This is a genomic window from Salegentibacter profundi (assembly GCF_054121475.1).
On record NZ_JBSYGG010000002.1, the window covers coordinates 426,644 to 450,683 of the forward strand.

Genomic DNA, 24,040 nt, shown 5'->3' on the forward strand with positions numbered 1-24,040 from the left:
AAGGATGGTTGTGTGCTTTGATTTTCGGAAATTTAATAAAAATCAATTCTGTAGCAACAGCATTCACATATAATTATGAGTAAAACCATTATCATATCCAACCGATTACCCTTACAAATAAACATCGAAGATAATAATCTTGAAGTTACCCCAAGTGTAGGTGGCCTGGCAACAGGGCTCAAATCCTTCCACCGGGATGGCGACAGTATCTGGATCGGCTGGCCAGGTCTTACCGAAGAAGAAATCCCGGAAAACCTAACTAAGGATGTAAAGAAAAAGGCCCGTCAGCAGGCCTGTGTTTCCGTGAATCTAAACCAGGAGGAAATAGAAGGTTTTTATTATGGCTTTAGCAACAGGACCATCTGGCCGCTTTTCCACTATTTCATGGAATATTCAGAAGCTGAACTTAAATACTGGGAGGTCTATAAAAAAGTGAATCAAAAATATGCGGATGAAGTCCTCAGGCATTATAAAGAAGGTGACCGGATCTGGGTGCATGATTATCAACTTCTACTTGTGCCTAATATGATTAGAGAAAAAGCACCCGAAGCCCTGATTGGTTTTTTTAATCATATTCCGTTTCCTTCCTACGAGGTATTCAGAACCCTTCCCTGGAGGGAGGAAGTCTTAGAAGGGGTCTTGGGAGCGGACCTTATAGGGTTCCATACCTATGATTATGAACGGCATTTTTTAAGTTCGGTAAGCCGCATATTAAGACTGCAGGTGGATTTCAATGAAGTCACCCTACCCCAGAGAATTGTCAAAGTGGATTCCTTTCCAATGGGGATAGATTACGAAAAATTTGAACAAGCCGCCTTAAATCATTTCAAGAAAACCTCCGAAGAGCAATCAGAGCTGCAAAACAGGCTGGATCATCATCTTAGAACCACTCCCGATGCTAAACTTATTTTGAGTATCGACAGGCTGGATTACACCAAAGGTATAGCCAACAGGATAAGAGCATTTGAATATTTCCTGGATAGAAATCCACAATATGTAGAAAAGGTTAGGCTTGTGATGCTAGCGGTTCCTTCCCGCTCCAATGTTCCTCAATACCAGCGACTAAAACGGGAGATCGATGAACTTGTAGGCCGAATCAACGGTAAGTTCTCCACGGTCAACTGGACCCCTATCTGGTATTTCTATCGTTCTATGCCCTTTGAAAATCTCATAGATTTATATACTTCCTGCGATGTGGCCTTGCTCACTCCAATCCGCGATGGAATGAACCTGGTGGCTAAAGAATTCGTGGCCACCCGTACCGACCATACTGGCGTACTTATTCTAAGCGAAATGGCCGGGGCAGCACATGAGATGAACGAGGCCCTTTTGATCAACCCGAACAATTTCGAGCAAATTTCCGCAGCCCTCAAACAGGCTCTTCATATGTCCAAGGACGAACAAATCCAGCGCAATAAAATGCTTCAGAAAAGATTGAAACGATACAGCGTGGAAAAATGGGCAAACGATTTTATGAAAGCTCTTGCAAACACGAAAGAAAACCGGGATGCTTCCCAATCCATAAGAATTTCTCCAAAAGTATCTTCCCAGATCCTTGATAGGTACAAAAATGCGAAACGCCGTATCCTCTTTTTAGATTATGATGGTACCCTGGTCAATTTCACCGATAAACCTGAAAAGGCCAAACCGGATAATGAATTGATTGAGTTGATTTCAAAACTCAACAAAGGCAATAAAACCGATGTGGTGTTAATCAGCGGTAGGGACAAGCATACCCTTGGAAACTGGTGGGCGGAAATCAACGTAGAACTCATCTCGGAACACGGGGTTTGGTTAAGGAAACAAAATAGCGAATGGGAACTTTCGGAAAATGTAAAAAATGACTGGATGGAAGCTGTTCGCCCGGTCATTGAAAATTTTGTGGACCGTACTCCGGGAACTTTTATTGAGGATAAGAATTATTCCCTGGCCTGGCATTACCGCAAGGCGGATCCGGAACTCGGAGAAATTAGGGCTAACGAGCTCTCCAGTGTTTTAAAAGAACTGATCTCCAATCATGGGCTAAGTGTCCTTCAGGGTAATAAAGTCCTCGAAATAAAAAGCAGTGATGTGAACAAAGGCAAAGCTGCAAACAAAAAACTCGTAGGAAAAGAATATGATTTCATATTTGCAATAGGTGATGATTGGACTGATGAATATCTTTTCAGAGAGCTGCCCGATGATGCTTATACCGTTAAAGTGGGTATCAAAAATACCAATGCGCTCTATTATGTGGAAGACACCAAAAAAGTAAGAGAGATTCTCCAACTATTTGCCGAGCATACCTAAGCCGGGAAGTGTTAAATTCCTTGACATTTGCTTATAAAGTTTATATCAAGCTTAACTCGCAAAATATGGCAACACCTTTAATTTGAAGTAATTTTATAATTCGAGAAATTATAAATTAAAAATTAAAACTTAGACCCATGAAATCAGGAAAAATGTTATTAGGATTGTTATCAGGTGCAGCTGCAGGTGCTGCCTTAGGAGTGCTTTTTGCCCCCAAAAAAGGTACCGATACCCGTAGAGCTATTACCAAAACCGGTGATGACTATCTGGAAGGAGCAAGAAAGAATTTCAATGAATTTTCCGATTCACTAAGCCACAAGGTAGATGCTTTAAAATCCAAAACCAAGGCCGGGCTATCCAGCTCAAGGAGAAACCAAAAGGTTAATGAAGCAAAGGCAGAAATTCACGAAATGAAAGCTAGCTAATCAGTTTTTTAGAATAAAAATATACAAAGCCCTGGTTTTCCGGGGCTTTTTTTGTTTTTAAATAGGTTAAACTTTCTGTATTTTAGAAATCTAAAATCAGATAACCTATGACATCCAAAACGACACTGAGCCTTGCCTGCATTTTTACCCTTTTTACCGCACTGCAAAACCTCTGGTCCCAGCAAACCGACCAACGCATTTATCAAATTATAGAAGAGGTATCCGCCCAGCGTATAGAAAGCGACATCAGAACCCTTGCTGGTTTTGGTACCAGGAATACTTTTAGCGATACGTTATCAGAAACACGGGGAATCGGAGCCGCCCGTAGGTGGATAAAATCCGAATTCGAAACTATTTCCTCTCAATGCGATAATTGCCTGGAAGTATTTTATCAAAAGGATTTTGTAACCACTGAAGATAGTGATCGGGTTCCTCACGATGCCTGGGTTGTTAATGTGGTAGCCATTCAAAAAGGGACCAAATATCCCAATCGTTATATTATTATGAGCGGTGATATCGATTCACGAAATTCCGACGGAAGCGATTTTAAAGGAGACGCCCCCGGGGCCAATGATAATGCCAGCGGAATGGCTGGCACCATTGAAGCAGCCAGGGTACTCTCAGATTATGAATTCGAAAGCAGCATCGTATATGTAGGACTTTCCGGGGAAGAACAGGGACTTTTCGGCGGACAGGGGCTTGCCCGGTATGCTCAGGAAAATGACTGGGAGATCATTGGGGTATTAAATAACGATATGATCGGGAATATAGAAGGCGTTGATGGGGTGATTGACAACAGAAGTTTCAGAATCTTCTCTGAACCTGTACCTCCTACAGAAACAGAAAGGGAAAGAACAATGCGTAGGTTCTATGGGGGCGAGGTTGATGGAATATCAAGACAACTTGCCCGATATGTGCATAAAACTACCCAGACCTATATGCCCGAGATGAATCCTATGATGATTTATCGCTTAGACCGATTCGGTCGTGGTGGGCACCACAGACCTTTTAATGATCTTGGTTTCGCGGGAATTCGTATTATGGAAGCACACGAAAATTATAATCGGCAACACCAGGATCTACGAACCCAGGACGGCATCGAATACGGAGATGTGGTAGAAGGTGTAAACTTTGATTATGCCAAAAAGCTCACTGCTGTAAATGCCATTAATATGGCTTCTTTAGCCTGGGCCCCTCCTGCACCAGAAAATGTTGAAATTGGTGGTATTGTGGCTCCTTCTGCAAAATTGCGATGGGAAAAGGTCAACGCAGATGTTGCCGGATATAAGATCTATTGGCGTGATACCACAGCGCCTCAGTGGGAGCACTCTCGCTTTGTAGGGGATGTTAATGAATTCACCCTGGAAGGGATTGTTATTGATAATTTCTTTTTTGGGGTAGCTACAGTTGGGAAAGATGGCCATGAAAGCGTAGTGGTTTTCCCTTCGGGAACCTTCCGATAAAAGCGACTTATACTTCAGAAGGAAAGGATGTCTGTAAAGGCATCCTTTTTTGTTAATAGCGAATTAACAATTCTTTGGGCAAACCTTAGGATCGTATGCCTGGCCATTTCCTTAAATTTAAACTAACTAACCAAAATCCTGCAATGAAATGGCAGAAATTAAAATTGAAAAGAAAAGACCGGTATGGCCCTGGATTCTATTGGTCTTAATCATCCTTGGAATTCTGGCCTATGTCTTTTGGTATTCAGCGGAGTCCGAGGAAGAGTTGGAGCAAAGCGACGATATCGAAGAACTCAATGATGATGAGCGTACTATGCACAATAACCGGGACAATACCTTAAGTTCTCCCAGAACATATAGGGTGATTTCTTAAACCTGATAAAAAGAGCATTATGAGCAAGAATAAGCCAAAAGAAAAACATTTATATTATCTCAGCGAGTTAAAGGATTATAAGGTTGCCGATGGTTATCCTGATATCCGGGGCTGGGAAGTACGAGATTCTGACAAACGGGTCATTGGCAAGGTAGATAACCTGCTGATCAACAGAAAACTAGACAGGGTGGTCTATCTCGATGTGGATGTGGATCAAACGATTATTGATGCCAGGCATGATCCTTATGGTACCCCTGCTGATCCTGACATAAAGGAATTTGTTAACAATGAGGGTGAAAATCACCTGATCATCCCAATAGGTTTGGTCGAACTTATGGAGGATGAAAAGTTTGTCTTTACCAGTCGAATAACCCACCAAACCTTTGCGGAAACAAAACGAATAGAAAAAGGAGCTCATTTGAACCGGGAGTATGAAAAAGCGGTATTAAGTTCCTATAACCGAGATAAGGAAACCCTGGACGATCCCCATGTTAGGCATAGAAAAGAAGAAGAATATGCTGATAACTCGGTATCGAACCGTTGGGATGACGAGCCGGTGATTGAAGATGAAAATTATGATCGGGAAATAAGTAAAAAGAGACCGGATGATCTTTTCTATGACCGGGAAGAATTCGATGGTGCCAATTACCGAAAAAAAAGTTGAATCTTATTTCTTGATGAAATTAACCTGAAAATAGAGGTAGTCTTTGAGGCTTCTTCTTTTTCAGGTTTTTAGTTTATCAGGGAGAGCTGTATGCGATTTCTTTCCTTATCTACATCCACGATGGTCACTTCCACCTGCTGGTTTAATTTCACGATTGCATTAACATCACTGACAAATTTGTCGGCCAGTCTGGAAATATGAACAAGGCCGCTTTCTTTGATTCCAATATCCACAAAACATCCGAAATTGGTGATATTATTGACGATTCCCGGGAGTTTCATCCCTGGAGAAAGATCGTTTATAGTCTTGACCGAGGCATCGAATTCAAATTTGCTAATGCTCTTTCTGGGATCCCTGCCAGGTTTTTCCAGTTCGGAGAGGATATCTTGTAAGGTAGGCAGCCCCCTCTCCCCAGAAATATAACGCTCAGGTTTAATCTGTTTGAGTATCTCCTGGTTTCCGATTAAGGCTTGCGGAACTAAATGATGATCGTCAGCCATCTTTTCCACGATACCATAGCTCTCGGGGTGAACTGCGGAATCATCCAATGGATTTGCTGCATTTTTTATCCTTATAAACCCGGCTGACTGTTCATAGGCCTTATCCCCCAGCCTGTGTACCAAAAGCAATTGGTTTCGATTTTGAAAAGCACCGATATCATCCCTATAGTCTATGATATTCTTAGCCAGGGATGTTCCTATCCCTGAGACATACGATAGCAATTCCCTGCTGGCGGTATTGACATTCACTCCCACTTTATTAACGCAACTTTTTACCACAGCGTCCAGTTTTTCCTTTAGCATTTTTTCCTCGACCTCGTGTTGGTATTGGCCCACACCAATGGAACGAGGATCGATTTTGACCAGTTCGGCTAAAGGATCCATTAGTCGTCTCGCAATGGAAACTGCTCCCCTCACCGTCACATCATATCCGGGAAATTCTTCCCTGGCCAGCTTTGAAGCGGAATAAACAGAAGCCCCGGCCTCGTTTACCATAAAAACAGAAACATCTCTGGCCAACCCGGCTTTTTTGATAAAGCTTTCGGTCTCCCTGGCAGCCGTCCCGTTACCTATGGCTATAGCTTCGATTTTATAAGCATTTACTAAAGACCTGATTTTGGCCTGAGCCTGGCTGAATTGCCTCTGAGGAGGATGCGGATAAATAGTTTCATTATACAATAGCCTTCCCTGATTATCCAGGCAAACCACCTTGCATCCGGATTTAAAACCGGGATCAATTCCCAGCACCCGTTTTGACCCCAAAGGCGGAGCCATAAGTAGCTGCTCCAGGTTTGAGGCAAAAACCTCTATGGCGGCCCTGTCCGCCTTTTCCTTGCCAAGCTTTAGGAATTCTGTAGAAAATGAAGGTTTTAATAGTCTTTTAAAGGCTTCTTGTGCAGCAAGTTCAATTTGCTGAATTGAAAAGTTCGTGGCCTTATCTTTTATAAGGTATCTTAGAATGATTTCAAGGGCTTCCTTTTGGTTTACTTCCGCTTTTAGATTTATTAGCCCTATTTTTTCGGCACGATAAACGGCCAGGAACCGGTGGGATGGGATTCGGTTTAGAGATTCCTCCAGGTTGGCAAATTGGGCATATTTACTCTTTTCTAAATTGTGGATTTCTTTCTTAACCGGTTTAACGGTAATTCTCGCCTTGCGGGAATAGAGCTCTCGGAGTCTACTCCGCAGAAAGGTGTTCTCATTAATCCATTCTGCTATGATATCTCTGGCCCCGCTATAAACCGCTTCCTCATCTTTGAAATGATCATTCACAAACTTATGAGCCAGCTGGGAAGGGTTTCGAAAATTTGGCGCCATCAACATCTTTGCTAATGACTCCAGGCCTGCTTTTCTTGCTATATCAGCCCGGGTTTGTCGCTTTCTTTTAAAAGGCAGATACAAGTCTTCAACCTCAGCACCCGAACGCGCGTTCTCTATGGCTGCTTCCAGTTCCGGAGACAGTTTATCCTGCGCTTTAATGGCCTTGATTACACTGTGTTTTTTGATCTCTAGATCCTTAAAGCTTTTAAACAGATTAGCTATCTCTGCTATAGCAACCTCATCGAGATTACCGGTAGCCTCTTTTCGGTACCGTGCAATAAAGGGAATACTGGCTTCTTCCTTTAATAAAGCAAGAGTATTGACAATACTTTTTTCAGGAAAACTTAACTGGGAGCTTAGAAATTCTTGTAGTTGCAAAGAAAGGAATATTTAGGTCTGGGCAAATATAAAAATTAATTGATGCCTAAAGCTTTGGAATGATTTATCGCCCGGGCACTATCCTTAAAATAACAGGTGGAAACGTGCAGGCTTTCCAGGTTATTGAGAACCTCAAGAACACTTTTCTTTTTTCTATAGGTAGTTTGCCTAATATAAACCGCCTTGATATTCTCTGGAAAAATCTTGCAAATCCTTTCGTAGATATCCGGATCCTTTTGTGAGTCATCTCCTAACAGGACATATTTCAGATTAGGATAAAACGAGATGATATCCTTGACCTTTTCGAACTTATGATCATGGGAGCCACGACCGGTAAAAAGAAAATCTGAAATCCCGGTTTTAATTTTTTTCAGTTTTATGACCGCCTTGGGCAGTTGATGCATCACCGCAAATTCGTGGATAAAGCCGTATAAATTCCATTCGCTGCTCGACACATAGAAAAACGAGTTTGCCGCGTCTCCATCCTCCTGGCCCGCAAGACTTAGGTACTGGTAATGTTCTACCACATCTTCGAAGATCTTGCGCTTATTGATATTTTTTAGAAGCAGAACATAGAGCTTTTTAAAGAAACTGTTGGAATGAGAAATTAAAAAAGTATCGTCAATATCAGTAATAATGGCCAGCTTACTTTCATAGGGCTTTAAAATCTCCCCTGTTTCCACAATTCCATACCCACTGAATTCAGCCCTAACTTCATAGGAATGCCAACCACTTTCAAGCTTTTCGTTAAAGGGGAGGTTAAACCTGAAATATCCATCATCCAGGGTCTTGGTAACCACCTCCTTGCTTTTGAATTTTAACCTTATCGCTATGTTTTTAAGTGGCTTTATACGAAACATCTGGAAGACCGAAACAGCATGCCGTATTCCTCGGCGGTCCATCCGATATCGGTCTGGGGCCAGGGATTTAAACAAATGTCCGAAAACCACGAGTTCCTGCTCATTAACATAACCGCGATAGAGTTTAAGATCAAGTTTCAAAATTTTAGACTTTTATAAAATTTGGTTCCGTCCAAATTAGTTAATTTTAATTTTATTAATCAGAGGTATGGAAGAAAATAAGCCGATCTTATTTATTGTTAATCCGATTGCCGGAAATCTAAATAAAGATCAACTTATAGATGAAGTTAAAAAAAACATCGCAAAGAAAGGCTCCCTGTGTGAGGTATATACCACCTGCGGAATTGAAGATTCCGCTAAAATCCGAAACCTACTATCCAGAATCACTCCATCAAGAGTGATCGTAGCAGGCGGAGATGGTACTATTAAAATGGCAGCAGAAATTATCACGCCCCTGGACCTGCCCCTTGGGATAATTCCCGCAGGCTCTGCTAATGGTCTGGCTTTTAATTTGGGCCTGACCACCATTGCTCTTTCCCGACAGATCGAAATTGCTCTGGGCGACAATTTCAAATATATTGACATTCTTGAAATCAACGGGGAATACTGTTTGCATATGAGTGATTTTGGAGTTAATGCAGAATTGATCAAGAACTATCAATACTCCAATATCCGTGGCAAATTCGGTTACTTATTACAGTCTATCCCTACCTTGCTGAAAAGCAAATATCCCTTTGAGTTTGAAATCACCACCGAAAAGGAACATTTTAAGAAAAGAGGAATCCTGCTGGCTTTTGCCAACTTCGGGAAATATGGCACTGGTGCCAATATTAATCCTAAGGGAAAGCCTGACGATGGTATCTTTGAAATCATTGTATTCAAAGAGTTTGACATCCTGGAAATCTTCAAAACTCTTAGAAATGAAGAGCACCTGGACCCAGAGTTTGCCTTGATTATTCCGGCTACCCAAGCCAAAGTGAAGTGTAATAGCCCGGTGGCATTTCAAATTGATGGGGAGTACCTGGGAGAAAAAGAAGAAATTGCAGTAAAAATCATTCCGAAAAAGTTAAAAATTGCCACTCCGGATCAATAAAACTGCATTATTTTTCAACAATGCTAACAAATCAAAAACATCATCCATTTTTGGTTGCATAATTACCATCAACAAACCTTTTACCCCTTATCATCCCTAGTATTCCACTATTTTTTTCTTTATTACGAAAGTCGCAATTTTAACATTAGTTTGCTACATAATATAAAACACTACAACGTTATCGTTAATAGGTGCCATTAGTTTTAACATAAAAATTCGTTAGATTAGTCCACGAGAACAACTAAATTCACTAATTACTAATTAACTAAAAAAGTTTATGAAACAAAGACTACTGAAGGTCGGGATCTTTCTGTTTACCTTTCTCTGCTTTGGGTACGCCCAGGCGCAGAACACGGTGTCAGGAACTGTGACCGACGGCTCAATGCCTTTACCAGGTGTTAATATTGTGGTAAAGGGAACAAGTAATGGTACAACCAGTGATTTCGATGGAAATTATTCTTTAAACGATGTGGCCGACGATGCTGTATTGGTTTTTAGTTTTTTAGGTTTTACCAAGCAGGAAATTCCTGTAAATGGTCGAGAAACCATCGATGTTACCTTACAGGAAGATGCAGCCGCCCTTAGTGAGGTTGTGGTAATCGGTTATGGCTCTGTAGAACGGCGGGATGCCACAGGTGCTGTTTCCACAGTAAGTGCGGAAGAGTTTAACCGTGGGGTGGTCGCCTCTCCTGAAGAACTTATTCAGGGTAGGACCGCAGGTTTACAGATCACCTCTACAAGTGGTGAACCGGGAAGTGGCGTAAACATCAGGATCAGGGGAACAACCTCTGTGCGCGGTGGGAATGATCCGCTTTTTGTGGTTGATGGAGTGCCACTTGGTGGAGATAATGTATCTGCAGGAGGTAGCAATGCCGGGTTTGGCGATAGCTCCCCTAAAAACCCTTTAAACTTCCTGAACCCTCAGGATATTGAAAGCATGAGTGTTTTGAAAGATGCTTCTGCCACCGCCATCTATGGATCGCGTGGTGCCAACGGAGTGGTAATAATCACTACCAAAAGCGGAAGAGGTATGGAAGGAAAATTTGATTTTAGCTCCAGTGTTGGCGTGGCCACTCCGGCTAATGAATATGACCTTTTAAACAGGGAAGAATGGCTCGATGCCTACGCTGAGACCGGGAATGATCCCAGCGCAGTAGATTGGGGCGCCGATACCGACTGGCAGGATGAGATCACCCGTACCGCATTCAACCAGGAATATAACCTTTCCTATTCCAATGCATACCAAGACGGGAATTATCGTATTTCAGGAGGATATTCAGACCTCATGGGTATTGTTGAAAATTCTGATATGCAAAGACTTTCAGGACGATTGAATATGAACCATCGCCTCTTTGAAGATAAATTGAAACTTAGTTTGCAATCTACCTTTTCAAGGGTAGATGACAAACGCGCACCTATCTCTAACAACGCTGGCTTCCAGGGAGACCTTTTAGGAGCAGCCTACAGGGCTAATCCAACCCTACCCAGTGATCCAGATGCCTTCCAGGGACAGATCAATCCGAATGCCTTATTGAAATACACCCTTGATCAAACTGAAACCGACAGGTTCCTTATAAACTTTTCGGCTGATTATTCCATCTTTGATGAACTTTCAGCCAAGGTAACTTTAGGATACGACAAGGCTGATTCTTACAGAGGTTTTGGAATTTCAGGAGATATCCAGGGCATCCAAAGTGCAGTTCCGGGAAATGGTCGTTCTCAGATCAACGAGATCGAAAACACCAACCAACTGCTTGAGGCCACATTAAACTATGATAAGGAATTTGAGAATTCCACGCTTGATGTCCTTGTGGGATACTCTTACCAGGAGTTCGATCGCCAGGGAATTAACGTGAGTGGCTGGGGATTTGAGAATATGGAAATGCAGGCTATGATCGATGACCTGCAGCGGTCTCGTAATATTATTGAGGGAGGAATTTCTGGCTCTTATCAACAGTATGGATTTGATGAAGAAGGCTTGTTTATCAATCGCCTATTCCCGGAAGTGGTCATTAATGAAAGGCCCGACACCCAACCAACCGGTGTGCTGGCACGGGCCATTGCAGGGGATACCTTTCACACAACCGATGAATTGCAATCGTTCTTTGGAAGAGTAAATTATAATATCGCAGAAAAATATCTTTTCACAGCTACCCTTAGAATTGATGGTTCCACCCGTTTTGGTGGCAACAACAAATATGGTAGCTTCCCTTCCGCAGCCTTTGCCTGGAAGATTGCCGAGGAGGATTTCTCTCCTGATGCTTTCTCTACTTTAAAGTTAAGATTGGGTTACGGAGAAACTGGTAACCAGGAGATCCCTTATGGCTTATACCTGGAGAGAGAAAGATTCAGTGGTATTGGTGTGGGCGATGATGGAAGAGTTCGCCTGCCGGGAACTGGACAGGTGACCTTTAACAATGCTGATCTTAAATGGGAAACCACCGCACAATCCAACATAGGCCTTGATTTTGGCTTTATGAGTGACCGCTTAAGTGGTTCGATTGATCTGTATCATAAAAAAACTACCGATCTTTTATTCCAAACCTTTTCAGCTCAGCCGGCATCACAGGATTTCAGGTGGGAAAACCTGCCTGCCAATGTGATCAACAAGGGTGTGGAATTCATGATTGACTATAACATTTTCCAGGAAGAGGAATTCTTTTGGAATCTCGGGTTTAATATTTCCTATAATGACAATATGGTGGAGGATTTTGTAGGCAGTGTGCAAACAGGAGGTATAAACGGTCAGGGACTGACCAATGCCTATGCACAGCTCCTTGCAGGTGGACAGCCACTTTTTTCTTATTATCTTAGAGAATTCGGAGGTTTTGATGCCGATGGTCAGAGTATTTATCCCAACGGCGATGTGCAGACCTTCGTAGGAAAAAGTGCCCTACCTACTACCAACCTAGGGATTTCCACCCGGGTTGAATACAAGAACTGGGACCTTTCTGCTTTCCTTACCGGGCAATATGGATTCTACGTATATAATAATACAGAAAATGCATTTTTTACCGCAGGAGCGCTTAATTCAGGTTCAAACGTAACCGAAAATGTCATTGGCAACGGAGAAGCCGTAAACAATGCCCCTGATGTTTCTACCAGGTTCCTGGAAAAAGGTGATTTCCTAAGATTACAAAATGCCACTTTGGGCTATAATTTCGATCTGGATCCAGATAGTTTCCTGAATTCAGCAAGACTCAGTCTTACCGGACAGAACCTCTTCATTATAACTGACTACTCAGGCCTGGACCCAGAAGTCAATACTGATAAGTCTCTTAATGGCATTCCAACGGCCGGGATTGAATTTACTGCATATCCCAGACCAAGAACAGTAACTTTAGGACTCAACGTATCATTTTAAATAAAGAATTATTATGAAAATAAAACTTATAAATAAATCGATTCTTCTGGCCCTGCTAGTGGGCGTAACAGGCTGTACTGACCTGGAGCTGGAAGAAACCGACTCTGTCTTCAGGGAAACCACTGAAAGTGGTGGCTTCGGGGGTGTCAGTGATGTGCCCAGTGCACTTACAAATGCCTATCAAAGCCTAAGGGGACAACTGGATACCCAGGAAAACCTCTATGCGCTTCAAGAAGTAACCACCGATGAGATGCTAGTGCCTACCAGGGGAACGGACTGGGGAGATAACGGATTATGGAGAACCTTGCATCAACACACATGGGATGCCAACCACCAGTTCATCCTTAATACCTGGAATAATATGAACCGGAATGTATTCAACCTCTCCGAGATCATTGCTCCGGAAAGTAACGCCAGCCCGCAAGAACTTGCTGAAGCTAAATTCCTCAGAGCATTTAGCATGTTTTGGGTGATGGATCTCTACGGCCAGGTGCCTTTTAGAGAAGTTGACCAGGATCCCGATATCGATCCGATAGTCATGCAAAGAAGTGAAGCCTTTGATTTTATAATGGATGATCTTCAGTCTGCTTTACCCGACCTAAGAGCTGCCGGTCCTGGTTCAGAAGCCATGTTTGCCAACAAGGCAGCAGCGCATTACCTGATCGCAAAAATGCTTCTTAACAAGCATATCTATACCGGTGCCGCAGAAGCCTCGGCTGAGGATATGAACGCGGTGATAGAACACGTAGATGCTATCGATGAATTCGGATTTGGATTACAAAGCGGTTTCTTTGAAATCTTTAAACCTGCGGTAGACACCGAAACCATTTGGTATACAGAAACGGGAGTCGGTTCCAAAATATGGAATGGCCTGCATTATTACCAAACCACCCCGGACAATGCCGGAGGTGGCTGGAATGGGTTCTCCACCCTGGCCGAGTTCTATGATCTCTTTGAAGGTGAAGGGGATAATAATCACCCAGGAGCCGGACAGGAAGAGCGTCGAGGTTTTGTACCATTATCTGGTTCCTCGCCAGATACCGACGGCTATTTTGCCGGAGGAAAAGATGAAGATAGCGATGGTTTTGTAGATGGTTCAGATATAGGGCTTGGATTCCTTCACGGACAGCAATACGAGCTTGATGGAACTATGACGGAAGACCGTGCCGGAAACCCCTTGTTTTACACCAAAGAATTACCAGGACTCTTAGGCAATAATGAGAGAACCGGAATCAGGGTTTTGAAATACCATCCATCCAATGGAGCCTATACCGGGCATTATATTTTATTTCGCTATGCTGACGCTCATCTGATGAAGGCTGAGGCCATTATGAGAGGTGGAACAGCAGGAGTTACGGCCCTGGAATTAGTCAACGAGTTGCGAAGCCTTCGTGGAGCCGGAGAATTAGGCTCCCTGGGAGACCAGGAAATGCTGGATGAACGTGGTAGAGAACTCTATAATGAAATGTGGAGACGCCAGGATTTGGTCCGATTTGGGAAGTTTAGTTCGGAGTGGGCATTTAAAGATGCTACCGGTGAGCATGTAAACCTGTTCCCTATTCCAACCAATGCCCTTACCTCGAATCCAAACTTAATTCAGAACGAGGGATATTAAAAGAAATTAAACATGTAGAAGAGACTTAAAGGACCGCGTTCTTTTAAGTCTCTTTTTTTTATTCAACTCGTAAAATTCTATTAAATTCACAAGCTTGATATGCTCAATGAGCGATTATAATTCCTGTCCTGATGTTAAAATACTTGTTATCTGTAACTGTTTGGAAATTTCTAATCCTATTCAACCTGTTTCTGCTTATTTCCTGCCAGGAAAAGGGTGAAAGCTCCCTGGCTGATGAGGAACCTTCCAATGACCAGCCAGGCCTTTTCGAAAGATTATCTTCGAAGGTCACAGGTATAGAATTTATGAACCAAATTCAAAATGAAGAAGATTTCAATATATTTCGATACCGGAATTTTTATAACGGTGCCGGGGTAGGAATAGGAGATATAAATAATGATGGATTACCGGATATCTATCTCACCTCCAATATGGGGGAAAATAAATTATATCTCAATAAAGGGGATTTTAAATTTGAAGATATATCGGAAAGTTCAGGAACGGCAGGAAAAAAAGCCTGGTCTACAGGGGTGACCATGGTCGATATTAATAATGATGGCTTTCTGGATATTTATGTAAGCAATGCCGGAGATATCGAGGGAGAAGATCGAAGAAATGAACTTTTTATAAACAACGGGGACCTCAGCTTTACAGAAGCCGCCGCGGATTACCAGCTCGATGAAAACGGTTTTACCACACATGCTGCCTTTTTTGATTACGATGGAGATGGTGATCTGGATGTCTATATCCTCAATAACAGTTTTATTCCGGTTTCGAGCCTGGGTTACAACAATAAGCGAGAACTTAGGGCTCAGGACTGGAACATGCCGGAAATCTTTAAAGGCGGAGGCGATAAGTTACTTCAAAACAATAATGGGGTATTTGAAGATGTGAGCCAGGAGGCGGGAATATATGGAAGCCTAATTGGTTTTGGTCTTGGCGTGACCATAGGGGATGTAAACAATGACCTGCTCCCCGATATTTATGTTTCCAATGATTTTTATGAAAGGGATTATCTTTATTTAAATAATGGAGATGGTAGCTTTTCTGAAGCGATCAAAAGTCATATAGACCACCTTAGCCTCTCTTCCATGGGCGCCGATATGGCAGATATCAACAACGATTCTTATCCGGAAATTTTCGTAACTGATATGCTTCCGGAAAATGATGAGCGGCTTAAAAACACAAGTGATTTTGAGAGATATGATATCTATAAGCTCAAGGAGCAAAAGGATTTTTATCACCAGTTCATGCAAAACACCCTGCAACTCAATGATGGTAAGGGCGAGTTTTCAGAGATAGCCTTTTACAGTGGGGTGGCCCAGACGGACTGGAGTTGGGGAGCCCTGGTTTTTGATATGGATAATGACGGGTTTAAAGATATATTTGTCAGCAACGGCATATACCATGATCTTACCAACCAGGATTTCATGGATTTCTTTGCCAATGATATTCTTCAGCAAATGGTGCTGACGGGCAAGAAAAAAGAATTTGACTCTATCCTTAACCGCATGCCCAGCACCCCGATTTCCAACTATGCTTTTAAAAATCAGGGAGACTTGCGTTTTATAAACCAGAGCAATGCCTGGGGACTGGATAAGCCCAGCTTTTCCAATGGTGCCGCCTATGCCGATCTCAATAACGATGGTGATCTGGACCTTGTGGTAAACAATGTGAATCAGGAGGTCTTTATCTACCGGAATCAGACTTCGGAAACCCTGCAGCATAATTTTCTTAAAATTAAACTTGATGGTTCCTCGAAAAATCGTTTTGCCATCGGCAGTAAAGTAATGGCCTATACCGGCCAGGAAATTCTCACCCAGGAATTGATCCCGACCCGGGGTTTTCAGTCATCCATAGACTACCCGCTGGTTTTAGGGCTGGGTAAGAGAGAAAAGATCGACTCCCTAAAAGTGATTTGGCCCGATGGAAACATAAGCCTTTTAGAAGATCCAGAATTAAATAAAGACTATGGTTTAAATTATGAAGACTCCAGGCAACCTGAAAAAATGCCTGAAACCAAGGAAAATACCCCACAAAAAGTAAAAAAGATATCTCATAATCTCCAGGTGCATCGGGAAGAAAATTATGTGGATTATGATTACGAAGGCCTTATAAACCAAATGCTTTCCCGGGAAGGCCCTGCCCTGGCGGTTACGGATGTCAATGGAGACGGAAACGATGATTTTTTTATTGGTGGGGCCAAGGATCAACCAGGCCGGTTATACCTTCAAAGCACTCCCGGAAAATTTAAAGCCGTCACCAATCCTGTTTTTGACAGGCATAATCATTATGAGGATACCTTTGCCGTTTTTGCCGATTTAAACGGCAATAACCTCCCGGATCTTATCGTAGGCTCCGGAGGAAACAGAGTTGACGGGAATCGCGATAATTACCGACCCCGGATCTACCTGAATCAGGGCCAGGGAAAATTTGAGCCTTCCCCCCAGGATTTACCAGGAACCGGGCATAATACTTCAGTAATAAGTCCTGTAGATTATGACTGGGATGGAGATGTTGATCTTTTTATTGGCAGCAGATCGGTACCGGGAATCTATGGCATAAACCCCAGGCATCAGTTACTGGAAAATGATGGCAAGGGAAATTTCACCGATATCACCGATGCCAAAGCTTATTTTCTCAATGAAATAGGGATGGTCACAGATGCCGCCTGGAGCGATATCAATGGAGACAACAAAGTGGATCTTATCCTTGTCGGAGATTGGATTTCCCCCCAGGTCTATATCAACACTGAAGACTCTTTCACCAAAATGGAAACCAATCTTCACAAGCTTTCGGGAAGCTGGAACACTTTGAAGCTAAAAGATCTTAATGGAAATGGGCAAAAGGATATCATTTTGGGAAACAGGGGCACCAACAGTTTTTATAAGGCTTCATCCCAAAATCCGGTTAAGGTTTATATCAATGATTTTGATGACAACGGAACCATCGAACAGATATTTACCAGAAGAATTAATGATAAAGATGTGCCCATCCACCTTCGTCGGGAATTGAGTGCCCAGATAAGTTCGGTTAAAAAACAGAATCTCAAATTCTCTGAATATGCCACCCAGGCCATAGATGATCTTTTTTCCAGGGAGGTATTGGAAAATTCTATAGTCAGAGAAATAACCGAATTCAATTCTGTTATTGCATGGAATAACGGGGAGGGAAAATTCAGCATCGACACCCTTCCGCGTGAAGTCCAGTTTTCCAGTGTACATGCTATAGCCCTGATGGAACCTCAAGAAGGTAAAACCGTCATGCTCATGGGAGGTAATGATTTTGATCTTAAACCCCAGTTTTCGAGATTTGATGCTTCCAATGGGATCTGGTTAGAAATAAAAAAGGACGGTAGCTACCAAATAAAACCCAATTCTAAAACCGGTTTTAACCTAAGCGGCCAGGTAAAGGAGATCAGGGTGCTAAATCATTCCGAAGGAGAGAAATTCATACTGGTAGCCATTAACAACCAGGCCCCGGAACTATTTAAAATAAGATAATGAAACTGCTAAGCTGTATTATTTTAAGTCTTTTTCTTTCAGCTTGTGCTGATGGGCATAAAGAGAAGGAATACCTTTTCAATACTCCGGGAGCCAAACAGACAGGGCTGGAATTTTCCAACCAGTTGAGCCCTACCAATGCCCTCAACATTTTGGATTATCTGTATTTCTATAATGGTGGCGGAGTTTCTATTGGCGATATCAACAATGATGGGCTTCCTGATATTTACCTCACCGGAAATCAGGTTGAAAACAAACTCTATCTGAACAAGGGGGGCCTGGTCTTTGAAGATATTACAGAAGATGCAGGGGTGGCCGGAAGCTCGGATTGGAATACAGGGGTAAGCATGGCGGACGTCAATGGAGATGGCCTCTTAGATATCTATGTATGTGCCGTTGTCGGGGTAAATGGTCTGAGAGGGAAAAATGAACTCTTTATCAATAATGGTGATTTAAGCTTTACGGAAGCCGCCAGTGAGTATGGTCTGGATTTTCAGAATTACGCTTCCTCGGCTGCTTTTTTTGATTTTGACAATGACGGGGACCTGGATATGTACCTGCTAAACCACGCCGTACATACCGTCAATTCTTATGGTCCGGCCAGGCTTCGCGAAAACAGGCATCCTTCCAGTGGTGATAAACTACTCCGGAATGACCAGGTTAAATTCACCGATGTGAGCGAAGAAGCCGGAATTTATGGCGGAACCAATGCTTACGGACTTGGCATTGCCACAGCTGATTTTAATAATAATGGGTTTACCGATATTTATATCAGCAATGATTTTCATGAAGATGATTATTTCTACCTCAATAATGGAGACGGGACATTTTCCGAAGTCCTGAAACAGAAATTCGGGCATATCAGCCGATTTTCTATGGGAAGCGATGCAGCTGATGTTAACGGCAATGGTTATATGGATCTTTTAAGCCTGGATATGTTGCCGGAAAATGAAAAAGTTCTAAAAGCCTCCATGGGTGATGATCCGGTAGATCTCCATAATTTAAAGACCCAACGTCTTAATTACCATCACCAATATACCCGCAACATGCTTCAATTAAACCAAAGTGGAAATTACTTCCAGGAGGCAGGTATCCTTTCTGGTCTTGCGGCAACTGATTGGAGCTGGAGTGCCCTTTTTGCCGATTATGATCAGGATGGTTTTCAGGATATCTTTATTTCCACCGGGATACCAAAACGTCCCAATGATCTGGATTATATCAAATACGTCTCGAGTAACCAGATTAAACAGAAAATAAATACCACCCGCCTGGTAGACCAGAAAGCACTTGAGATGATGCCTTCAGGAGCCGTACACAATTATGTATTTCAAGGTGGTCAGGACCTTCAATTCCATAACCGCTCGGGAAACTGGATTCCCACAGATTCAATAATGAGTACCGGAACGGCCTATGGGGATCTGGACAATGACGGGGACCTGGACCTTGTTACCAATAATATTGATCAACCGGCAAGCCTGTACGAGAATAAAACAGGAGATACTTCTTCATGGCTTAAACTCAATTTCAACTACACAGCGCCCAACACCTTTGGTATCGGCACTAAAGCCATTGCTTATAAAAATGGAAGAAGACAGGTCAAACAACTCTATCCTTCAAGAGGCTTTCAATCCTCTTCGGAACCTGTATTGCATTTTGGTTTTGGCCAGGTAAAGGCCCTGGACTCCCTACTGATCATTTGGCCGGATCAAAGCATTGAGCATTACAAGGATATTGCCCTTAATCAAAATCTCACTCTTAGTCCGGGGCCAAAAAGGGAAAAAGTGGACTATGAGCATTTATTTCCCAGGCAAAGCCCCTGGTTTGTCAAAACCGATTCGCTGCCCAATTTAGATTATAAGCATCGGGAAAATCCTTACCTGGACTTTAACCGTCACAAACTTATCCCCTACCGGATTTCGGATCATGGCCCGGCTAGCCTGGTAAGTGATTTAAACGGGGATGGCTTAGACGATCTGTTTTTTGGAAGATCCAAATTCAGCCCTTCCGTGGTTTATTATCAAAAAGACGGGGAATTCCAAAAAGAGCATATAGGTGCCCTGCATAGGGATTCCATTCACGAGGAAGTATCGGCCATAAGCCTGGATTTTGATAACAATGGCCAAAATGACCTATTTCTCGCCTCGGGAGGTGGGGAATTTTCTCCCGGAAACAAGGCCTTGCAGGAAAGATTATTGCTGAACCTGGAATCGGGTTGGGTACCGGGCAATCTTCCAGAAACCGCTCAAAATTCCAGGGTGGTTACGGCAGCCGATTATACCGGTAACGGGTATCCTGATATTTTTATCGGCAATGGTCCTGTAGCGTCCAATTTTGGGGAAATAGCTCCTTCTTATTTACTCAAAAATGAAAAAGGAAGCTTTAGTATGGCCAGTCAGCCCGAACTTCAGAATCTTGGTATGGTCACCGATGCGATCTGGGATGATTTTGATGATGATGGTGATAAGGATCTTATCATTGTTGGTGAGTGGATGTCTCCAAAATTTTTCAGAAATGACAAAGGTACCCTGAAAGATGTATCAATGGCCGTTTTACCCGGCTCTCTAAATGGCCTATGGCAAAGTATCATTCCTTTTGATATCAATCAGGACGGGGAAACAGATTACCTATTAGGAAATTGGGGATTGAATACCAAATTTAAGGCCAGTGAGCGGTTTCCTTTAAGAATGTATTTCTCCGATTTCGACCAGAACGGAAGCTCGGAAACCATTCTGGCTTATGAAAAAAATGAGCAGTATTATACCATGCATGGCCTGGATGAACTAAGCGCCCAGTTATCCTATTTGAAGAAAAAATTCCCTTCCTACCGGGATTTTGCCGGTAAATCCCTGGAGGATATCTTTGATAAAAAGCAACTTGAAGAAGCCCGGGTTTTTGAGGTACATCAAATGGCTTCCGGATATTTGCTTAATACAAACGGAACCTATATTTTTAAGGAATTTGAAACACCCCTGCAACTGGCTCCTGTTTCCAGTTTTTTAAAAGCTGATTTTAACGCCGATGGAAAGGAAGAAGTGCTGGTGGCAGGAAATTATTTTGGGCTTAGTCCATATCATGGTAGATTTGATGCTCTGGCGGGAAATATCATTACCGGCCAGGGGGAAATATTAGATGGGGATCAGCTTGGTCTGGATCTGACTCAGAAGGCTGTGACCAGTCTGGATCTCCTTGAGTTCAACGGTAAAAAGTACCTACTGGTTACCCTGAATAATGAAAAACCCATATTTTATGAAATCAAAGGCTAAACTCTTTTTTATATACCTGTTAACCGGATTTGTGATATCCTGCTCCAACCCTGCCGAGCCCATCGAGGTCAGCGCTGAGCAATACCATCATGTTGGAGATCATATCACTGATATTATGGTTCATGATATCTTTTCTCCCCCTGTGGCCAGCAGGATTTATGCCTACACCAATATCGCCGCTTACGAAGTCCTTGCCTTGACCGATCCGAAATTAAAATCTTTCGCAGGAAGATACCAGGACCTGGAAACTGTTCCCCAACCGAAAAAAAACGAACATCTAAATCCACGTATTGCTGCCCTGGTGGCAAAAATGGAAATGGGAAAAGCCTTGCTTTTTTCTGAAGAGAAGATCACCAGCCTTCGGGATAGTTTATACCAAATCTGGGAAGGTAAAAATCCGGCTGAATTTAAAGTCTCCCGGGCTTACGGCATGGAAGTAGTTTCTCATCTTAAAGACTGGGCAAATAAAGATAATTACAAAGAGACCCGCACGATGCCTAAGTTCTCAGTGTATTCTGAGGACCCTTCCAGATGGCAACCTACCCCACCGGCCTATATGGATGGCATCGAACCTCATTGGAATAAGATTAGGTCCTTTAGTCTGGATTCCGCCTCCCAATTCCGGCCCGAAGATCATCCGGAATATTCCCTGGAGGAAAATTCAGAATTTTACCAGGAACTTTTAGAAGTCTACCAAATCAAAAAGCAAATGGAACAGGAAGGAGAGGACTCCCAAAAGATTCAAATAGCTCGTTTTTGGGATTGTAACCCTTATGTGTCCACCCAGCGTGGCCATTTAATGTTCGCGACCAAAAAGATTACTCCAGGGGGCCACTGGATGGGTATTTGTAAGATCGCCTCTCAAAAAAATGGACTTGATTTTGAACAAACCTCCTATGCCTATACCACCACGGCCATTGCCATCGCCGATGGTTTCATTAGCTGTTGGGATGAAAAATACCGGAGTGAACTCATAAGACCGGAAACCCTTATTAATCGGGAGATCGATGAAAGCTGGATGCCGGTTTTACAAACGCCGCCTTTCCCTGAATACCCCAGTGGCCATTCTGTCGTCTCTGGTGCCGCGGCTACTGTGCTTACTAAAGTTTTCGGCGATAACTTTGCCTTTGAAGATGACACCGAAGTAAAATACGGGCTTCCTGTTCGCTCTTTCCCTTCCTTCGAGGCAGCAGCAGAAGAGGCAGCCATCAGCCGTTTATATGGGGGGATTCACTACCGATCCGCAATTGACAAGGGACTAGTACAGGGAAGGTCTCTGGGCAATTACGTGGTAGATCATTTTGATATTCAAAGCCTTAGACGCTAAACTTAACCTATGCTCAAATATATTAGCGGGGCCTTGCTCCTGATGCTCACTATCCTTTTCTTTTGGTATTTTTTTCTAAAGGAGGAGGATTACAAAATAAGCTTCAGTCTGAAGTATGATACTGAAAATTTATACCTGGCCGCGCGGGAGGGAAATTTTGAAAACCTCAAGCTCCAGGACAATATCAATGAAGTTCCTTTTAAGAAACTGACCCAGAAATATCTTACAGCTGATGGACCAGTCCTGCTGGAATGGAATTTTTTTGATATGGGCAAGCGAACCAGTAAAGCCCAGGTGAAACTGACTCATGTGGAGCAGCCATTTTTTAATCGCCTTAAACTGATTTTCTACACCCCGGAATTTCAGAAAACCGTCCTGGAAGACCTCAAGACCTTTAAAGACCACCTGGAAGGGCAGCAACAGGTCTTTAGAATTAATATCGAAGAAATGGCGAACACCCCTCAAAGTTATTGCGCCTGTTTGGCCTTAAAGGCTAAGGTCGAAGACAAGGCTCTGGAAATGATCAGGCACATTGATATTCTTTCAGATTTTGTAGCGACCTATGAGCTTGAAACAGATGGACGGCCCCGGGTAGTGATCAACGACTATAACAGGCAGTCGGGGAAGATCCGTTTTGATTTTTGCTTCCCGTTAAAGGAGAATCAGAAGATTCCTGACCACCCTTTGATTTTTACCCGTAGGATTGCATCCACTCCAGCGCTAAAGGCCATTTTTAACGGAAATTATATGAACTCTCATCACGCCTGGCCTTTCCTGGTGAATTATGCAGAAAGCCAGGGTCTGGAAACCCAATACTTACCTTTGGAAATTTATAAATCCAACCCTGAATTAGGAGGTAACCCCCTAAATTGGGAAGCCGAGATCTATATGCCCATACAGAAATAAAAAAGGAACCTGAGATCAGATTCCTTTTAGTATAATTGTCCAGGTACCTTTTATAAGGACATGGCTTTTCCTCCCCCCAGTTCTTCTACTGGTCCACAAGGAATATATTCCCCTGGAATAGGATCATACCACATCACATTTTCACCAATCTCTTCGCTGGTTTTATATGCCCAGATTCCCATATCCCTGACATTCTGCAAATAGGCAAAGGCCCCTGCATCATTATCAAGCTCAATATTGGGATCCTTATCCTGGGGATCCTGGGTTTCGGTATTTCGCTTGGCGTAACGCTCCCGATCCTCCGGGCTCGCCCGTAGGTATTTGGCAACCACCTTTTCGTATTCTTCCGGGCTACCCTTATCCGGATCCTTATCAAACTCAGATTTAAAGGCTGCGGAAAAAGCTTCAGCAGAACGCTTGAAGTCTTCACCTCGCTCCTCAGGTGCCACCTCATGCATATACGAATCAATAAATTGAGCAATATTTAAATCGCTGGCTCCGGGAGTCTGGGTTTTTGGCAAAATCACTTCCAGGATCTGCTGGAGTGCAAAACCATTGGAAGCACTTAAAAATGCTGGCTCCCAATTATAATCCGGTTCATTTTTGCAACTTTGTAATAAACTTAAAGTCGTAGGTCCAACGACCATAACGCCGGCTCCTAATCCAATGTTTTTTAATGCTTGTCTTCTATTCATAA

Annotated in this window: 15 protein-coding genes; 12 read left to right on the forward strand and 3 right to left on the reverse strand. The window is 42.9% G+C overall.

The genetic code is table 11. The features are described 5' to 3' along the window. Positions 1 to 75 precede the first annotated feature (75 nt). From ACW6NC_RS04845 to ACW6NC_RS04865, 5 genes are all read left to right on the forward strand, one after another. Positions 76 to 2,289 (forward strand): bifunctional alpha,alpha-trehalose-phosphate synthase (UDP-forming)/trehalose-phosphatase, encoded by a 2,214-nt coding sequence (locus tag ACW6NC_RS04845; protein ID WP_457864004.1) that lies wholly within the window; start codon positions 76 to 78, stop codon positions 2,287 to 2,289. Between the two features lie 137 nt (positions 2,290 to 2,426). Then, complete coding sequence (locus tag ACW6NC_RS04850; RefSeq protein ID WP_457864005.1) at positions 2,427 to 2,714, forward strand: YtxH domain-containing protein; 288 nt, start codon at positions 2,427 to 2,429, stop codon at positions 2,712 to 2,714. 107 nt (positions 2,715 to 2,821) lie between these two features. Next, positions 2,822 to 4,177, forward strand: coding sequence for a M28 family metallopeptidase (locus ACW6NC_RS04855; RefSeq protein ID WP_457864006.1), 1,356 nt, complete (start codon positions 2,822 to 2,824; stop codon positions 4,175 to 4,177). A gap of 148 nt (positions 4,178 to 4,325) precedes the next feature. Beyond that, positions 4,326 to 4,550, forward strand: coding sequence for a hypothetical protein (locus ACW6NC_RS04860; RefSeq protein ID WP_457864007.1), 225 nt, complete (start codon positions 4,326 to 4,328; stop codon positions 4,548 to 4,550). A gap of 19 nt (positions 4,551 to 4,569) precedes the next feature. After that, positions 4,570 to 5,214: a PRC-barrel domain-containing protein gene (locus tag ACW6NC_RS04865; protein ID WP_457864008.1), complete on the forward strand. Its 645-nt coding sequence runs from the start codon at positions 4,570 to 4,572 to the stop codon at positions 5,212 to 5,214. Between the two features lie 68 nt (positions 5,215 to 5,282). On the opposite strand, the gene ACW6NC_RS04870 is transcribed toward ACW6NC_RS04865, so the two are convergent. Both ACW6NC_RS04870 and ACW6NC_RS04875 read right to left on the reverse strand, forming a co-directional pair. Then, positions 5,283 to 7,412, reverse strand: coding sequence for a Tex family protein (locus tag ACW6NC_RS04870; protein WP_457864009.1), 2,130 nt, complete (start codon positions 7,410 to 7,412; stop codon positions 5,283 to 5,285). 35 nt (positions 7,413 to 7,447) lie between these two features. Continuing rightward, positions 7,448 to 8,413 carry an App1 family protein gene (locus ACW6NC_RS04875; RefSeq protein ID WP_457864010.1) on the reverse strand — a complete coding sequence of 322 codons (966 nt, stop codon included), beginning with the start codon at positions 8,411 to 8,413 and terminating at the stop codon, positions 7,448 to 7,450. A 67-nt stretch (positions 8,414 to 8,480) separates the two neighbouring features. Here ACW6NC_RS04875 and ACW6NC_RS04880 point away from each other — a divergent pair, with 67 nt between their 5' ends. The 7 genes from ACW6NC_RS04880 (at position 8,481) to ACW6NC_RS04910 (ending at position 23,343) form a co-directional block, all read left to right on the forward strand. Further along, a complete protein-coding gene (locus ACW6NC_RS04880; RefSeq protein WP_457864012.1) occupies positions 8,481 to 9,365 on the forward strand; it encodes a diacylglycerol/lipid kinase family protein in 885 nt (294 codons plus the stop codon). A 277-nt stretch (positions 9,366 to 9,642) separates the two neighbouring features. Continuing rightward, positions 9,643 to 12,729, forward strand: a complete 3,087-nt coding sequence (locus ACW6NC_RS04885; protein WP_457864013.1) for a SusC/RagA family TonB-linked outer membrane protein — start codon at positions 9,643 to 9,645, stop codon at positions 12,727 to 12,729. 13 nt (positions 12,730 to 12,742) lie between these two features. Next, the gene (locus tag ACW6NC_RS04890; protein ID WP_457864014.1) at positions 12,743 to 14,344 is read left to right on the forward strand and encodes a RagB/SusD family nutrient uptake outer membrane protein; all 1,602 of its coding nucleotides are present in this window, start codon (positions 12,743 to 12,745) and stop codon (positions 14,342 to 14,344) included. A gap of 131 nt (positions 14,345 to 14,475) precedes the next feature. Next, complete coding sequence (locus ACW6NC_RS04895) at positions 14,476 to 17,847, forward strand: VCBS repeat-containing protein (protein ID WP_457864015.1); 3,372 nt, start codon at positions 14,476 to 14,478, stop codon at positions 17,845 to 17,847. After that, positions 17,847 to 21,110 (forward strand): VCBS repeat-containing protein, encoded by a 3,264-nt coding sequence (locus ACW6NC_RS04900; RefSeq protein WP_457864016.1) that lies wholly within the window; start codon positions 17,847 to 17,849, stop codon positions 21,108 to 21,110. The genes ACW6NC_RS04895 and ACW6NC_RS04900 overlap by 1 nt, the downstream gene beginning before the upstream one ends. Next, on the forward strand, positions 21,094 to 22,437 hold the full coding sequence (locus ACW6NC_RS04905) for a vanadium-dependent haloperoxidase (protein ID WP_457864017.1): 1,344 nt from the start codon (positions 21,094 to 21,096) through the stop codon (positions 22,435 to 22,437). The genes ACW6NC_RS04900 and ACW6NC_RS04905 overlap by 17 nt, the downstream gene beginning before the upstream one ends. Before the next feature lie 9 nt (positions 22,438 to 22,446). After that, entirely contained in the window at positions 22,447 to 23,343 is an 897-nt protein-coding gene (locus tag ACW6NC_RS04910; RefSeq protein WP_457864019.1) for a GyrI-like domain-containing protein, read from the forward strand. 50 nt (positions 23,344 to 23,393) lie between these two features. Here ACW6NC_RS04910 and ACW6NC_RS04915 read toward each other — a convergent pair whose 3' ends face one another. Beyond that, a complete protein-coding gene (locus ACW6NC_RS04915) occupies positions 23,394 to 24,038 on the reverse strand; it encodes a gluconate 2-dehydrogenase subunit 3 family protein (protein ID WP_457864021.1) in 645 nt (214 codons plus the stop codon). Positions 24,039 to 24,040: the final 2 nt, after the last annotated feature.